This is a genomic window from Pseudomonas sp. NPDC089569 (genome assembly GCF_050280625.1).
Taxonomy (GTDB): domain Bacteria; phylum Pseudomonadota; class Gammaproteobacteria; order Pseudomonadales; family Pseudomonadaceae; genus Aquipseudomonas.
Window position 1 is genome coordinate 37,058 of the sequence record NZ_JBNNVQ010000039.1, and the last position, 15,545, is coordinate 52,602.

Genomic DNA, 15,545 nt, shown 5'->3' on the forward strand with positions numbered 1-15,545 from the left:
TGGGAATGCCTCCTGTGACGCTCTGCGTCGCGCTTGTGAAGGGACGCAGAGCGTCCCGGGCTGCATTCCCACGCGGAGCGTGGGAACGATCAAACGCTGGCTGCCTGAATGCCCGCGTTGTCCGGAACACCATCGCGAGCATGCTCGCTCCTACAGGGATCGGGACTATGGTGGATCGAGGTTGTCCAGCACCCGATTCACCGCCAGTTCCCCCAGCATGATCGATTGCTGAATGCCCAGCAGGGTGTTGCTCTGTGGCCCGTTCAGGCTCCTGGCGAAATCGCTGGCCATGACATTGGCCGAGGCCAGCGAGACGCAGGCATATTCGAGCAGGGTATGGTTGTCGATGTCGGGGGCGATGAGGAAGATTGTGCTGGGTTGGCGGGGTTTTTCCGGGTCGGTGTCTGCGGTATGGGTCATGGTTTGGGTCCTTGAATGATGGGAGCCAACACCTGATCGCGACTAATCCGAAGGGTGGCAGCCGTGCGCAGGTTAGTAGACCGGGTTACACGAACCGGCGCGCCCGAGGGCGCCCTGCGCACAGCTACCGTCAAGGGCAGGTATGAACATACCTGCCTATCGGGAGCGCAAATGCACTACGTATAACGACGGGCTACTAAACCCGATCACTGACTATCAGTGACCCGAATCACGTTAGCGATGGTCCACCAAGCGCACAAGCCGGCGGATTCTGGAGTAGTTGTAGGCAGTGCCGCAAGGCGCTGTAGCCTGCTTCGGGGATTTCAGAATTGCCTTACAGGCAAGAGTGAAATGTCCGGTAGGCCGAGGCTTTTGAGGTGTTCTTGGGGCCGCCATCGCGAGCAGGCTCGCTCCCACAGTGGATCGGTGGTGTGGCGGATATTGGGTCAACACCGCCAGACCTTGTGGGAGCGAGCCTGCTCGCGATTGACGGCGCAGCCGTCAGGACTTGAGGGGTTCAACCTTGCTGGTCAACAACTCGACAAACGCCCGCGCCATCGCCGATTTCTGGTCCTTGCGCTGCACCAACCACACCGCCGACACCGCTGCCGGATCGAGCAAGGGCCGATAGACCACACCTTCGATGCGCATCCGTCGATAGGACGCCGGCAGCACCGAGACGCCGAGCCCCGCCGCCACCAGGCCGATGATGGTCATGGCCTCGCCGGCCTCCTGGGCGAAGTGCGGGCTGAAGCCGGCGTCGCGCGCCAGGCTGAGCAATTGGGCGTACAGGCCGCTGCCATAGCTGCGCGGGAAAAACACGAACGGCTCCAGGGCCAGCGCCGACAGGAACAGTCCCTCTTCACTGCCCTTGACCAACGGGTCCTTGGAGCTGAGCACGGCGACCAGCGGCTCGTGCATCAATTCGACCACGCTCAGTGAATCGGGCAGCCCGAGCGGCCGCATGATGCCGACTTCGATCGATTCATCCACCAGGGCATCGGCCACCTGGGTGCTGCTCATTTCCCGCAGGTTCAAGTGCACGGCCGGAAAACGCTGGCGAAACGCATAAATCGCCTGGGGAATGGTCGAGTTGAAGGGCGCCGAGGAGGTGAAGCCGATTTTCAGTTCACCCAGTTCGCCCAGCTCTGCGCGCCGGGCCACATCTGCCGCCTTGTCGACCTGTGCCAGCACCAGGCGTGCCTCTTCGAGGAACAGACGACCGGCCTCGCTCAGCTCGACCCGACGATTGGTACGCTCGAACAACCGTGCGCCAAGCTCCTGTTCCAGTGCCTGAATCTGCTGGCTCAAGGGCGGCTGAGAAATGCCCAACGCCTGTGCGGCGCGGCCGAAATGCAGTTCTTCGGCCACCGCGATGAAGTAGCGCAGATGACGCAGTTCCATGAACACCTCATTAGGTCGTAAAAGCTATCAAACAGGTCGAACAATATATTGGATTGAATCGTTAGCCAGCTATATGCTTTTTTCATTGCCTGACCGGCTGCGCCCCACCGAGGTCCAACGTGAAAACTGCTGTCGCTCCACTCGCCCACGAAGTTCCACCTGCCGCCCAGGGTGAAGTTGTCGCCGAGCTGGCGGAGATCTACATCGAAAAAGGCACACGGGCGTTCATGCGCACGGTGCTGGCGCTGTTCTGTGGCGGCTTTGCCACGTTCGCCCTGCTCTATTGCGTGCAGCCGATGATGCCGTTGCTGTCCCACGAATATTCCATCAACGCGGCGCAAAGCAGCCTGATCCTTTCGGTGGCCACGGGCATGCTCGCCATCGGCCTGCTGATCACCGGGCCAATATCCGATCGCGTGGGCCGCAAGCCGGTGATGGTCGCCGCACTGTTCGCCGCGGCCCTCTGCACCATGGCCAGCGCAATGATGCCGAGCTGGCATGGCGTCCTGGTAATGCGCGCGTTGATCGGCCTGTCGTTGAGCGGTCTGGCCGCCGTTGCCATGACCTATCTGAGTGAAGAGATCCATCCGCAGCACATCGGCCTGGCCATGGGCCTGTACATTGGCGGCAATGCCATCGGCGGGATGAGCGGACGCCTGATTACCGGTGTGTTGATCGACTTCGTCAGCTGGCATACGGCGATGCTGGTGATCGGCGGCATGGCGCTGGTCGCCGCCGCCGTGTTCTGGAAAATCCTCCCCGAGTCGCGCAATTTCCGCGCCCGCTCACTGCACCCGCGCAGCCTGCTGGACGGCTTCACCCGCCACTTTCGCGATGCCGGCCTGCCATTGCTGTTTCTTGAAGCCTTCCTGCTGATGGGGGCGTTCGTCACCCTGTTCAACTACATCGGCTATCGCTTGCTGGCCGAGCCCTACCACATGGACCAGGTCTACGTCGGGCTGCTCTCGGTGGTGTACCTCTCCGGCATCTACAGTTCGGCGAAGATCGGCGCGCTGGCCGACAAACTCGGCCGTCGCAAAGTACTCTGGAGCACCATCACGCTGATGATTGCCGGTTTGGCCCTGACGCTGTTCACCGCCCTGCCGTTGGTGATCTTCGGCATGCTGGTGTTCACGTTCGGTTTCTTCGGTGCGCATTCGGTGGCCAGCAGCTGGATCGGCCGCCGCGCTACCGTGGCCAAGGGGCAAGCGTCGTCGCTTTACCTGTTCAGCTACTACGCCGGCTCAAGCATCGCCGGCACGGCGGGCGGGGTGTTCTGGCACCTGGCCGGCTGGAGCGGCATTGGCCTGTTCATCGGCACGCTGCTGGTGGTGGCCTTGCTGGTGGCGTTGAAACTGGCGAAGCTGCCGCCACTGCAATAACGCCTCACCCCTGTAGGAGCGAGCATGCTCGCGATGGTCGACAGAGCGCCGCGGGGTGTCAGGTTTCCCGCGTTAACGTTGACGATCATCGCGAGCTTACTCGCTCCTACAGGGGGGATCGGAGTACGGCTTGGGCGTGCAGTGCGCTGTCACGCTTTTCCAGCGTCAGCGATTGCAGCATGACGCCATCACGCTCAATGCGATCCAGCCATGACAGCAATGCCATGGCGTCGCCGCTGAGGGTCAGGCGCAGCAGGTCGTTGTCACTGTCCATCTGATGCATTTCAAGCCCTGCGGCCATCGCGCTTTCGCTGACTCGCAACGACAAGGGCTGGTCGACGGCTACGCGAGCCTGACTGCCGGGATGAGCCTGTTGCAGTTGCACCGCCAAGACCAGTTGTTGCTGATACTGACGCTCGGCGGCCGCCAATCGTAATTGTGTCGGCTGCCAAATCAGGCTGAATGCCGCGACGCTTGAAACCAGAAGCCCTAACGTCAGCACCAGCCTTCGTTCACGTAACGACAACCGCTGCACCTTCGTTTTCCACGGCACAGGTTTCATGTGTCCTGCTCCATGGTCAAAGTCGCCTGTACCCGGTTGCGTTCTTTGGTCGCGCTGTCGAGTCGAACGGGCAAGCCTTGCTGGCGCCCACGTTCGCGCAACAGTTCCAGCTCGGCGAAGCTGTTGGCGGTCAACTGGACTCTCCAGCCATCCCCTTCGCGAAACTCGATGCGCTGGACGTCGACGTTGCTGGCACCGATGACGTGCTCGACCAGCCTGACCAAATCGGCAATGCGGCCCGCTTGCGGTGCAGCAGACTGGTTTTGCAGGGTTTGGAGTTGCGCCGCCAGATCGACGATGCGGGTGTGCTGTGGATAAAGCGCCTGGAATTGTTGCTCGCTGCGATGTCGAAGCCACTGGCTTTCGAATTCCAGAAAGTGGATTCGCGCCTCGCTGGCGCCCCAGTGAAGCAGCGCCAGCATCAGCATCGCCAAACCACCCACGCGCCAAGGCAGGCGTTTTCGACGCGGAGCAAAATCGCCTTGCAGCAAATTGATCGCCTGATCGTGAGCCAGGGTCAGCCATTGATCGCCATCCACCTCGTCCCGACGCTCGTCGCGCCAGTGCATGTCCGGCGGCAATTGCGGTTTGAGCAGCGCCACCCCCTCGTCCGCCAACGTCAGACGGGCCGGCAGCCCGCCACCCAGCAGCCAACGGCCAAACCACCAGACGCCCGATGCCTGATCCGGGGGCAAGAGGTCGGCATCGACGTAGACCGATCGCACGTCAATGCCCGCTTCAACCGACAGTGCGAGCACAGCGGCAAAACGCTCCCGGTCAATCGCCATCACCGGGTAGCGCCCCAGCGGGTCGCGAGCCCCGACGCTCAAGTGCATTTTTTCCAGTGTCTGGCTCAACTGCTCTTCAACGGCGAAGGCAATGGCCTGGTTATCAGGCCGACGCCTGGAAGGCCACGGCTCGCTACGTACCCAACAGCACAACTCCATCGGCAGCAGCAAATCGACTCTCTGCCTGTTCAAAGCCTGCGCCACCTGGCTCAAGGGCAGGCACTGGCGTTGACCGGTCGACGTCCATACACAGCAAGGCCAATCGAGCGAGGGAACATCGAGGCCTTCGGCCGTCAGGTAGAGCCAGGTGTTCATGGGGTCATCTCGTGGGAAACCGATGGCAGGATGCGTCGTTGCAGGATCTTCAATTCGCGGGTTTTGGCATCGCGCTCGACGTCCGTAACCCATTGCAGCCATCTCTGTCCCTGGGGTACCTGAACCGTAATCCGATACCAGCGACTGTCGATGCCCAGTCCCTGGCTGTTCAACCCGAGACCGGACAGCAAGGGGTCCAGGGTAAAGGTCTGAACGCTCGACCATGGTGTCGTTGAACGCTGGCGCAGCAAGGCATCCACCGTTGCCGCTTCGAGCCCGTCCAGCGAACGCAGTACCAGCGCAGGGGCCGTGTTGATGTTCAGTGCAGCGTCCGTGGGCAACAGGGCGACCCAGGGCTCCAGGCGATGCAGCGTCTGACCGTCGACACCCGCCACCAGACGCAACTGACTCAACTCCCGCAATGCCCCGACTTGCTCCAGTTTCAGCGGCGGCAACGCCAGCAAATCCAGCAAGCGCGCCCAGCGCTTGAGCGTGACCTGATCGATCTGGCCCGACACCAGCACGGCATTGAGGTTGAAGCGTCCGGCCAGGTCCTCGATGTCTACCTGCACGGGCGTGCTTTCCAATTCGAGCGTCGTGCTGCGCTGCGCGATCAGGTCGCTGTTGTTCTGTTGGGCCATCAACTGCGCCAACGCCCAGCCCTCCCCGGCCATGCCAAGCTGACGCAGTTGTATCTGCTGCAGTTGTTGCCCAGTGCCTTGCAGCAGCAGTCGATGACTGCGCAGCACGGTGCCGATAATCAAAAGTGCCAGGCTCATCACCAGCAGGACGCTGATCAGTGCGACACCCCGTTGACGCCTGTTCATGGCCCTGCACCCGGCAAAAGCATCACGCGACGTATCCCTTCGAATCGCCCCGCCGAGAGCTGCAGTTCCACCGCCAGCGGTGTGCTCGCTCGTTGTCCGCCAGGCCAGTCACTGCGCCAATCGGTTTGGCGGTCGAATAGTCGCCAAGTCAGGTGTCGAACATCGTCGAGCAGCTTTTGTCGCTGCTCGATCAACTGGCCTTCGCCCATGCTGTCGCGCCACAGCGCGCCGTTGTCGAGGCGATAGGTCAATGTCTGACGTTCGCTGCGTGGCTGGTCCAGTGGATTGCGCCAATTGCTGCGTTGCCATTGCAGTTGAGACGGCTCAAGTACGATGGGTTGCGCGGTGATGTGCAGCAGGTCGCGTTCGATCACGGCCATGGCCCGCTGCAGGTTTCTGAATTCGCGTTCATGGGCACTCATTGCCTGCTGCACACGGACCACTGAGTTGAACAGCGTCCAGCTGGCCAGCCCCAGCAAGGCGAAAATCGCGATGGCAATGACCAGTTCCAGCAGGGTGAACCCTGCTTGTTCATTCTTCACGACTGAGCATCCAGGTGCTGGCGCGGTGCAGGGTTTGCCCCGGCGTGAGACTGACCTCAAGCTCGACTGCTAGCAGTTGCGGGTCGCTGGCTGCGCGGTGGCTCTGGCGCACAGTCCAGTCGCGGCGATCCATTTGCACAACCCGTTGAGCCTGTCCGATGGCCACAGCAGGCTGCAGGCGCAGCTCATTCAGATGGTTATCCGCCACCCACGCCGCGAGCAGACGCTCCTCGGCGGCGCCGGCCTGCCTGACGGCAAATTGGCTGGCAGACAACACGGCGGTCGCCAGGGTCGCGAAAACCGCCAGCGCCACCATGATTTCCAGCAAGGTGAATCCACCCATGGGTGTGATCGGCGGCCTAGCCATCGATCACGACCTCGCCGATGCCATCGCCGGAAAGACTCAGCCAACTGCGTCCCCGGCTCTCGAACGTCAGGCTGAACGTGCTGGTTTCATCACTGCTGAGCATCAACAGCTGAGGCAGTCCTTCATCGGCACCGAGCGTCACGCTGTAGCCGTCGTGTTTGAAGCGCAGACGCAGATCCCGTGGCCACCGATAGAACGCCATCACCGACTCCCAGCCGCGCGGTTCGAGGCGCATGGCCCGGTAGCCGTCAGCACTGAGACGCACGCCGTATTCCCGACCTTCGAGTACCGCCTGTTCGCGCAATTGTCGAATCAGCCCGGCAAGCGCGCCCGCCTCCTGTCTGGCTTGCTGCGCCGGGTTCATGCCGGAGGCAAAACTCACCATGCCCACCAGCACGCCAATCAGGACAATGACGATCATCAACTCAAGCAAGGTAAACCCCCGTTCATGACGCGACATGAATCAGTCGCCCCAATTACCGATGTCGGCCGCGTGCCCTTCTCCCCCCACGACACCATCGGAGCCAAGGGAGTACAGATCGTAGGCGCCATGGGCTGATTTCACCCCGGGATTGAGGTACTGATAGGGCGTGTTCCACGGGTCCACCGGCAGGCTTTTCAGGTAGCCCTGAGGGTTCCAGTTGCGTGCCGCCGGCAGCCCGGAAGGACGCTTGTTCAAGGCCTCCAGTCCCTGTTGCGTCGAGGGGTAGTGGAAGTTGTCGAGGCGGTACATTTCCAGGGCCGTGGCGATGGCCTGGATATCGGTTTTGGCTGCGGTGACTTTGGCCTGGTCGGGGCGACTCATGAACTGCGGCACGACAATGGCGCCCAGAATGCCGATGATGACCACCACCACCATGATTTCGATCAGGGTAAAACCGCGTTGGGACGTTCTGTGATGCAGGGCGTTCATGGGTCAATTCACCAATTGGTTGAGGCTCAGAATCGGAAGAAGAATGGCCAGGACGATCAGCAGCACGACACCGCCCATCAGCACCAGCATCGCCGGCTCGAACAGGCTCACCACCAGGGCGATGCGGGCCGCCAGGCTGCTTTCCTGATGTTCGGCGGCGCGGGCCAGCATGTGATCGAGTTCGCCGGCCCGTTCGCCGCTGGCGATCATGTGCAGCATCATGGGCGGGATGTCGCCGCTCAGTTCCAGGCCACGGGTCAGGGTTCCACCTTCACGGACCGAACGGGCGACATCGGCCATCCGCGCGCGAATGGCCAGGTTGCCGATCACGGCAGCGGCGATTTCCAGCGCGTCGACCAGAGGCACCGCGCTCTTGCCGAGAATCGCCAGGGTGCTGGCAAAGCGCGCGGCTTCCATCGCTCGCAGTACCGGCCCGATGATCGGGACGTTCAACGCCAGACCATGCCAACGCAACCGCCAATGCGACTGGCGCAGGCTCCAACGGCAACAGCCAATCAATATCGCCACGGCACCAAGCAACAGCAGCCCGTGGTCACGCAGGCCATCGCTCAGCCCGATCAACGCCCGCGTCAACCAGGGCAGCGGCTGGCCACTGTCGATGAAGATTTTCACGACATCCGGCACGACATATCCCAGCAGAAAACCGACGATCAGGACGCTGGCCAGCATCAGGATCATCGGGTACACCATTGCCATCTGAATCTTTTGCCTGGAGGCCTGGCGGGCCTGGGTGTAGGCGGCCAGTTGCTCCAGCACCCGCCCCAAATGCCCGGAACGTTCCCCGGCAGCGACGGTGGCGCAGAACAATTCAGGAAACGCTTTGGGAAACTGCGCCAATGCCGTGGCCAAGGCGTGACCTTCCATCACCCGCCCACGGACTGCGGACAGCAGGCCGGCAACCCGGCGCTTGGCACTTTGCCTGGCGACCGCACCGAGGGCTTCTTCCAGCGGCAGCCCCGCCTGAACCAGGGTGGACAATTGCAAGGTCAGCAAAGCCAGATCAGCGGCACTCAATCGCCCCGCCCCCTGAAGTCCACTCACGCCGACGCTCACTTCACTCAAGCCCCGCGGCCACAGCCCGCGCTCGCGCAGCAATTGCCGGGCATGACGGGCGCTATCGGCCTCCAGCCGCCCCTTGCATGGGCGCCCCTGTGCATTGACGGCACGGTAATCGAATGTCGTCATGCCTCAGTCCTCCTGCGTCACACGCAGCAACTCATCGAGACTGGTCAGCCCGTCGATGACTCGTTGAAGACCGTCCTGAAACAGGCTGCGCGATACCAGGCGTGCCTCATCGACTAACGCCTGCTCACTGGCGCCCTGGTGAACCAGCGCGCCAATGGCCGGTGTCAGGCTGATCAGCTCGTAGATTCCTATTCGCCCGCGATAGCCTTGCTGGCACTGCTCGCAGCCCACGGCCCTGAAGAGCTGCAACGGCGCAGCGGCAGCGAGCCCCAGACGTTCGCGGGCCGCGCCATCCACGTTGCAGGGCGCCTTGCAGTGCGGGCACAGCGCGCGTAACAGCCGTTGCGCCAGCACGCCCACCAGTGACGATGCCAACAAGTAGGCGTCGATCCCCATATCCAGCAAACGTGTCACCGCACCGACCGCGCTGTTGGTATGCAGCGTGGACAGCACCAGATGGCCGGTCAGGGACGCCTGGACAGCAATTTGCGCGGTTTCGCGGTCGCGGATTTCACCGACCATGACCACGTCCGGGTCCTGGCGCAGAATCGCCCGCAAGCCCCGGGCAAAGGTCATGTCCACTTTCGGATTGACCGGCATCTGACCGACACCCGGCAGGTGGTACTCGATGGGGTCTTCGACGGTGAGGATGTTGCGCGTCTGATCATTCAAACTGCTCAGCGCGGCATACAGACTGGTGGTCTTGCCCGACCCCGTGGGCCCCGTGACCAGCAGAATGCCATGGGGCTTGCCCAGCAATTGCCGCAGTGCCGCGAGGGTGTCGTCCTGCATGCCCAGGCGTTGCAAGTCCAGGCGACCGGCCTGTTTGTCGAGCAGGCGCAACACCACGCGCTCACCGTATGCAGAGGGCAAGGTCGACACCCGCACATCGACTTCATGCCCGGCCAGCCGGAGCGTCATTCGCCCATCCTGGGGCACACGCTTTTCAGCGATGTCCAGTCGCGCCATGACCTTGATGCGCGAGACCAGCAATGCCGCCAGCTCACGTCGCGGCCGCAGCATTTCACGCAACTGCCCATCGATGCGCATGCGCACCGACAGGTAGTGTTCGAAGGTTTCAAGATGCACGTCGGAAGCCTGCTCACGCACCGCTTCGCTGAGTAGTGCATTGATCAGGCGAATGATCGGCGCGTCGCCCTGCTGCTCCAGCAAATCGGCGGTTTGAGGCACCTGATCCACCAGGCTCAGCAGATCCAGCTCCTCGTCCAGCCCCTGGGCAACCTGCTCGGCGGCGCTTTGACCTTCACGGTAGGTTGCGGCGAGTCGCGCGGCGAATGCTTGCGCTGGCAACAGTCGCAACGGCAACGCCCGACCGCAGATTCGCCGCGCTTCGGCCAGGGCCGTGAGTGGCGTATCGATACGTATCGTCAGGTGCCATTCGCCGTCGTCGCACTCCAGCAGCACGCCGAAACGCCGGGCGTAACCGAAGGGCAGCGGTACGCAAATTCCGGTGGTTGGCGTCATGGCTGATTGCGTGCCGGTTGACGCAGGTCAAACACCGGTGCCTGGCTGTCAGGCTCGAACAACTGGCGTGCATCCGCCGGCAGCAACAACGAGTTATTGCCCCGCGCACCCGCCTGGCTCAGATCACGCAGCGCGTTGTAGCGTTGCTGGCTGATATCGGCCAGGTCTTCCTTGCCGCGCACGATGGTGGGCCGCAGGAACACCATCAGATTGCTTTTGGTCTGGGTGTCGCGGGTCCAGCGAAACAAGGCACCGAGGTAAGGAATGTCGCGCAGCAATGGCACCCCGCTTTTCTGCGTGCGCACGCTGTCACGGATCAGGCCGCCGATCACGATGATCTCGCCGTCGTCAGCGAGAATCGTGCTCTTGAGCGCCCGTTTGTTGGTGATCAGATCCGAAGAGTCGATGCCCGATACCGATGGCGCGATGTCCGACACTTCCTGCTCGACCTCAAGGCGCAGCGTTGCACCGTCATTGATGTAAGGCTTGATCTTCAGGCTGATGCCCACATCCTTGCGTTCGACTGTGGTGAACGGATTGTCCGCGCCGCTGCTGTTGGTCGCGTAGGAACCGGTTTTGAACGGGACGTTCTGGCCGACGATGATTTCCGCTTCCTGATTGTCCAGGGTCAGCAGGCTGGGCGTGGACAGCAGGTTACTGTGGGTATTGCTGGCCAGGGCGGAGATCAACGCACCGAAGCGATCGCTGCCAAGTCGCAACAGTGCGCCTTCCGGTGCCGACTTTTTCTCATCGAACGTCAGGCCACCGACGATCGGGATGTCGGTGCCGGGAAAATTGATGAAGCCTTTCGTATCACCGGTATTGAGGCCCCACTGCACACCCACCGCTTCAGCGATGTCCCCGGAGATTTCAACGATGGCGGCATGGATCAACACCTGCGCCCGCGGCTGATCGAGCTGGCGCACGATGCTTTCGATGGTCCTGACCTGTGACGGTTCGGCAATCAGCACCAGCGCATTCTGGCTCTCGTCGGCCTTGATCATGAATGGGGTGCCGGGCGTTGTGTCCTTGTTGCTGCCGGCAGGCTGGGCCGGTTTTCTGCCCTGCCCCATGGTTTCCAGGATCTCGGCCAATTGTTTGGCGTCGCTGTGACGCAGGCGAATGACGCGAGCGTTGTCGGGTGTCGCGGCAGTGGGTATGTCGAGGCCACGAATCAATTCGGTCAGGCGCTGGCGAACTGCGGGTGGGCCGATGAGGATCAGCCGATTGGTCCTGTTGTCGGCCAGCACCTGGATCGTGGAGTCGGCATTGCGTTTGCCCAGGGACGCTTCCATGACCGGGGCCACATCGCTGGCCAGTGCATGACGCAGTTGCACCACGGCATGCAGGCTGCCCTGCCCTGAGTCCAGCTGTCGGACTATTCCGGTAATTCGTTGCGTATTGGCAGCCGTATCGGTGACCACCAGTGCATTGGTCGACACCGATGGGCCGACATATCCGTTGGTCGACACCAGTGGCCTGACCAGCCCGGCTATGTCAGTGGCGTTGCTGTTGTTCAGTTCGATGACCCGGGTGACGAATTGCGAGGGCGCGGCCTTTGTCGCAGGGCTGTTTGCGGCGCGGGTCTTGGCCTCGCTCACCGGAGTGATCAGAATTCGGTCGCCTTCGTCGATCACCGTGAAGTTGTGGGCATCGAGCACCGAGTAAAACAACCGGCGAACACCCTCGCGATCCAGTGCTTGCCGGGACATCACCGTGATGTGCCCGGAGACTCTGGGGTCGAGCACCACGGTCGTCCCGAGAATGCCGGAAATTTCTTCGACGATGTCGCGCAGCTCGGCGTTGTTCATCGCCAGCTGCCATTTTTCTTCTGCCCCCTGAAGCCTGCCTGGCAAGGTCGCTGCGGCGAAAACGGCAAGAAGTAGCATGGCGCGCAGCGCTCACGCACCAATGAAGCTGTTCATGGGTTTGATCACTCTGACGGCCCATCGAGCGGGCGTAGATAACGCAAAGAAACCGTTGGATCCCGGGTATCCATCGGGGATTGCAGTTGATGCAGGAATCGCGTGGCAGACGGTTGCATCGTCAAGCGTGCTTCGCGACCGTTGCTCCACAGCACCACTTGATCGGCTTCGACCCGGCGCAGAACGCTGCCACCCGGCAAGCGCTCGCCCACTTGATACAGACGCTGGCCTTGGGCATCGGCCAGCAATGCTTTGGACAAACCGCTGCTGACGACAAAACTCGCCTGCAAGGTCAGCGGTTCATTACTGTTCGCTACCGAGGCCTGTGTCGTCAGGCCAAGCACTGTTGCCACTGCCGTTGCATCCAGTGACGAATTGACCGGTACGTGAACGGTCGCGGCAACGGGTGGGGAAGGTCGAACCAGGCTCTTGCGAAAGTGCCACTCCTGCCACCCCAGAAACACGGCATAGCCCGCCGGAAGAACCAGCAGGCTAAAACGTGAAAGACTTTTCAGTGAATGCAGCACGACCGGCTCACTTGATGCTCGGTCCCGAAGCCTAGGCTTCAGGCGCCCCTTACAGGTCGCCTGAAGTGCGGCTCAAGGACTTAGAGCTTGTCCCACGCCATGTGCCAATGCGCACCGACGCCAGGTTCATAGCCATTGGCCGATGGGCTGTATTGCTTGCAGTAGCCCGACTCCGGGAACGGTTTGCACTCGAAGACTTCGTTGGTCTTGGCTTGCAGCACTTTGGTGCCGGCGGTGTAGCCGCTGATGCCTTCGGGGAATACGAAGTCATAGTCGGCGCCAGCGCCTTCACCGGTCACCTTGACCGATCGGGTGTCCTGGCGAGTGGTGCGGCCATCCAGGGTGGTGCCGACCAATGTCAGGGTGTGCGCGCCGGGATTGCTGCGAACGTCCATGGTCAACATGGCCGGGCCGCTTTCCATCTGCGTCGATATCGCGCCGACAGGCTTGTTGTTCTCGTCAAGCAAGGTGGCTTCAATGTTCATCTTGCGGTTGGAAAGAACGCCGAAATCGACCTTGGCCTGCCCCTTGTCCAGGACATACTCGCCTTGCATCGACGACACCGACAGACGAGCCGCCGCATCTTCCTGCATGTTGAGCTGCACTTCGTAGCGGGTCACGCCACTCTCTTTTTGTGCGTACAGGGTGTTGTTGCCACGGACAGGCTCGATGTTGCCGTTCTCGTCGCGTACCCCCGCGCGGACCAGCGTATGCGCCTTGTTGATGGCTTCTGCCAGGGTGAACGACCAGTTCTGCGGCAAGCCTTGTTCGGTGCTGGTGATGGGTATTTCGACGCTGTACTGCGGGTTTTCGCCATTGGTGGAGAATGCGCGGGCCTTGACCTTGTCACCTGCCAGCAGTTGAGTCGAAGACGCGATGCTGCCCACCGCAGACCAGCCACCCGGCAACTCGGCTTCAGCCAGAATGCTCACATCGGCCGCGTTGTAGAACGCCGCATCGGTGTCTCCAACCGTCCAGATCGCCAGGATCACGTGATGACCGGTTTTGTCCGCGGGAAGGGTGCAGTTGTGCTTGTCGCTGTCGGATGGCTTCTGGTTTGCACCATCGATGGTGCAGAACGGCGTGCTTTCGAACGTGGCGCGCTTGAGTGCCTCGTTCGGATTCCAGCCGTTGCGGGTGATGAAATACTCGTGTTTGGTGGCCGGGTGGACCGCCGTATAACGCCATTGGAAATCGATGTTGCGATCCTTGATTTCCGTCAGGTGCCAACGGGTGGCGGACTGCGCGTCCAGCGCCGAGAACAATGAGTGCCCGCCGCTCGGGATCTTTCCGTCGACCGGTCCCTGCAACGGAGCGCCGCCGACGCCCGCCGGGAAGCCCTTGAAGGTTTCGCCGACGCTTTGTGGTTCGTACTGTGCGCCGCCGCAGTTAGTGTTCAGGCCCTTCTGGCAAGCCAGTGCCCGCGAAGGGGGCACTTCCAGATAGCCATGCGCGAAAACACTTTGAGAGGCCATCATTGCCGATAACAGGATCATTGAGGAAGTGCAGGCGGCCAGCGTACTTCCCTTGTATTTGGTTGTTTTCATCGAATGAATTCCGGACTGCTTATCGAAGATAAGGGCGCGAGAACAAGGCGCCCATGCCTGAAAAAGTTGCCCGGCACTGAGCTGGGCAAGGGTCCGGAACCTTACTTGGATGAATGATTTTTCTATGTAGGGAAAATCTCCGCTGAGCGCAGGAACAGTCTCTTCAAACCCGTTTCGGACGACGGCTAAAACATTTCTTACAAGTCGCGCAGGCCAACTAAACAGAAAGCAGCAGGCATAAAAAAACCTGTCCGGCACGAGACCGGACAGGTTTTCATTGTTTCAGGGACAGTTACTCGTGGTACTGCGCCGACAGCTCGTGCACGGCGCGCAAGAACGCACCCGCGTGTTCCGGATCGACTTCCGGCGTGATGCCATGGCCAAGGTTGAACACATGGCCGCTGCCCTTGCCGTAGCTGGCGAGGATGCGGCCGACCTCGGCGCGGATCGCTTCAGGCTTGGCGTAAAGCACGGTCGGGTCCATGTTGCCCTGCAGGGCGACTTTGCTGCCGACACGCTCACGGGCGTTGCCGATGTCGCATGTCCAGTCCAGGCCCAGCGCATCGGCACCGGCGTCGGCGATGCTTTCCAGCCACAGGCCACCGTTCTTGGTGAACAGGATCACCGGCACCTTGCGACCTTCATGCTCGCGGATCAGGCCACTGACGATCTTCTTCATGTAGGCCAGGGAGAACTCCTGGTACGCCGCCGCCGACAGGTTGCCACCCCAGGTATCGAAGATCTGCACCGCCTGCGCACCGGCCTGGATCTGGCCGTTGAGGTAGCTGGTGACCGACTGCGCGAGTTTATCCAGCAGCAGGTGCATGGCCTGCGGGTTGTCGTAGAGCATGGCTTTGGTCTTGCGGAAGTCCTTCGACGAGCCGCCTTCGACCATATAGGTCGCCAGGGTCCAGGGGCTGCCGGAGAAGCCGATCAGCGGCACACGACCGTTGAGCTCGCGACGAATGGTGCTGACCGCGTCCATCACATAGCCGAGGTCTTTGTGCGGGTCCGGAATCGGCAGGGCTTCGATGTCGGCCAGGGTGCTGACCACTTTTTTGAAGCGCGGACCTTCACCGGTCTCGAAGTACAGCCCCTGCCCCATGGCATCGGGGATGGTCAGGATGTCGGAGAAAAGAATCGCCGCATCCAGTTGTGGATAACGGTCCAGAGGTTGCAGCGTGACTTCGCAAGCGAACGCCGGGTTCATGCACAGGCTCATGAAATCACCGGCCTGGGCGCGGCTGGCGCGGTATTCCGGCAGGTAGCGGCCGGCCTGGCGCATCATCCACACAGGGGTGACGTCAACGGGTTGCTTGAGCAGGGCGCGCAGGA

General features: G+C 61.7%; 16 protein-coding genes. 1 reads left to right on the forward strand and 15 read right to left on the reverse strand.

The features are described 5' to 3' along the window. Nucleotides 1–165: 165 nt before the first annotated feature. Nucleotides 166–420, reverse strand: a complete 255-nt coding sequence (locus ACQKP2_RS16960; RefSeq protein ID WP_427578019.1) for a DUF6124 family protein — start codon at nucleotides 418–420, stop codon at nucleotides 166–168. 501 nt (nucleotides 421–921) lie between these two features. Next, nucleotides 922–1,824 carry a LysR substrate-binding domain-containing protein gene (locus tag ACQKP2_RS16965; RefSeq protein ID WP_427578020.1) on the reverse strand — a complete coding sequence of 301 codons (903 nt, stop codon included), beginning with the start codon at nucleotides 1,822–1,824 and terminating at the stop codon, nucleotides 922–924. 119 nt (nucleotides 1,825–1,943) lie between these two features. Between ACQKP2_RS16965 and ACQKP2_RS16970 the strand changes: the two genes are divergently transcribed. After that, nucleotides 1,944–3,206 (forward strand): MFS transporter, encoded by a 1,263-nt coding sequence (locus tag ACQKP2_RS16970; RefSeq protein ID WP_427578022.1) that lies wholly within the window; start codon nucleotides 1,944–1,946, stop codon nucleotides 3,204–3,206. A 106-nt stretch (nucleotides 3,207–3,312) separates the two neighbouring features. Here ACQKP2_RS16970 and gspM read toward each other — a convergent pair whose 3' ends face one another. The 13 genes from gspM to hemE all read right to left on the reverse strand — a co-directional run bounded on the left by gspM (nucleotide 3,313) and on the right by hemE (nucleotide 15,543). Further along, nucleotides 3,313–3,768 carry a type II secretion system protein GspM gene (gene gspM, locus ACQKP2_RS16975; protein WP_427578023.1) on the reverse strand — a complete coding sequence of 152 codons (456 nt, stop codon included), beginning with the start codon at nucleotides 3,766–3,768 and terminating at the stop codon, nucleotides 3,313–3,315. Further along, a complete protein-coding gene (gene gspL, locus ACQKP2_RS16980; RefSeq protein WP_427578024.1) occupies nucleotides 3,765–4,871 on the reverse strand; it encodes a type II secretion system protein GspL in 1,107 nt (368 codons plus the stop codon). Before gspL ends, gspM begins: the two co-directional genes overlap by 4 nt. Beyond that, nucleotides 4,868–5,698: a general secretion pathway protein GspK gene (locus ACQKP2_RS16985; RefSeq protein WP_427578026.1), complete on the reverse strand. Its 831-nt coding sequence runs from the start codon at nucleotides 5,696–5,698 to the stop codon at nucleotides 4,868–4,870. Before ACQKP2_RS16985 ends, gspL begins: the two co-directional genes overlap by 4 nt. After that, nucleotides 5,695–6,240 (reverse strand): type II secretion system protein GspJ, encoded by a 546-nt coding sequence (locus ACQKP2_RS16990; protein ID WP_427578027.1) that lies wholly within the window; start codon nucleotides 6,238–6,240, stop codon nucleotides 5,695–5,697. The genes ACQKP2_RS16985 and ACQKP2_RS16990 overlap by 4 nt, the downstream gene beginning before the upstream one ends. After that, complete coding sequence (gene gspI / locus ACQKP2_RS16995) at nucleotides 6,230–6,583, reverse strand: type II secretion system minor pseudopilin GspI (RefSeq protein ID WP_427578029.1); 354 nt, start codon at nucleotides 6,581–6,583, stop codon at nucleotides 6,230–6,232. The genes ACQKP2_RS16990 and gspI overlap by 11 nt, the downstream gene beginning before the upstream one ends. 16 nt (nucleotides 6,584–6,599) lie before the next feature. Continuing rightward, a complete protein-coding gene (gene gspH, locus ACQKP2_RS17000; RefSeq protein WP_427578030.1) occupies nucleotides 6,600–7,067 on the reverse strand; it encodes a type II secretion system minor pseudopilin GspH in 468 nt (155 codons plus the stop codon). Between the two features lie 3 nt (nucleotides 7,068–7,070). Then, nucleotides 7,071–7,520: a type II secretion system major pseudopilin GspG gene (gene gspG / locus ACQKP2_RS17005; protein ID WP_427578032.1), complete on the reverse strand. Its 450-nt coding sequence runs from the start codon at nucleotides 7,518–7,520 to the stop codon at nucleotides 7,071–7,073. A gap of 3 nt (nucleotides 7,521–7,523) precedes the next feature. Continuing rightward, nucleotides 7,524–8,726 carry a type II secretion system inner membrane protein GspF gene (gene gspF / locus ACQKP2_RS17010; RefSeq protein ID WP_427578033.1) on the reverse strand — a complete coding sequence of 401 codons (1,203 nt, stop codon included), beginning with the start codon at nucleotides 8,724–8,726 and terminating at the stop codon, nucleotides 7,524–7,526. Between the two features lie 3 nt (nucleotides 8,727–8,729). After that, entirely contained in the window at nucleotides 8,730–10,211 is a 1,482-nt protein-coding gene (gspE, locus tag ACQKP2_RS17015) for a type II secretion system ATPase GspE (protein ID WP_427578035.1), read from the reverse strand. Next, the gene (gene gspD, locus ACQKP2_RS17020) at nucleotides 10,208–12,100 is read right to left on the reverse strand and encodes a type II secretion system secretin GspD (protein WP_427578036.1); all 1,893 of its coding nucleotides are present in this window, start codon (nucleotides 12,098–12,100) and stop codon (nucleotides 10,208–10,210) included. The genes gspE and gspD overlap by 4 nt, the downstream gene beginning before the upstream one ends. Before the next feature lie 44 nt (nucleotides 12,101–12,144). After that, a complete protein-coding gene (locus ACQKP2_RS17025) occupies nucleotides 12,145–12,663 on the reverse strand; it encodes a type II secretion system protein N (protein ID WP_427578038.1) in 519 nt (172 codons plus the stop codon). Between the two features lie 80 nt (nucleotides 12,664–12,743). Continuing rightward, nucleotides 12,744–14,210 (reverse strand): N-acetylglucosamine-binding protein GbpA, encoded by a 1,467-nt coding sequence (gene gbpA / locus ACQKP2_RS17030; protein WP_427578040.1) that lies wholly within the window; start codon nucleotides 14,208–14,210, stop codon nucleotides 12,744–12,746. 292 nt (nucleotides 14,211–14,502) lie between these two features. Continuing rightward, nucleotides 14,503–15,543: a uroporphyrinogen decarboxylase gene (gene hemE / locus ACQKP2_RS17035; protein ID WP_427578042.1), complete on the reverse strand. Its 1,041-nt coding sequence runs from the start codon at nucleotides 15,541–15,543 to the stop codon at nucleotides 14,503–14,505. Nucleotides 15,544–15,545 lie beyond the last annotated feature (2 nt).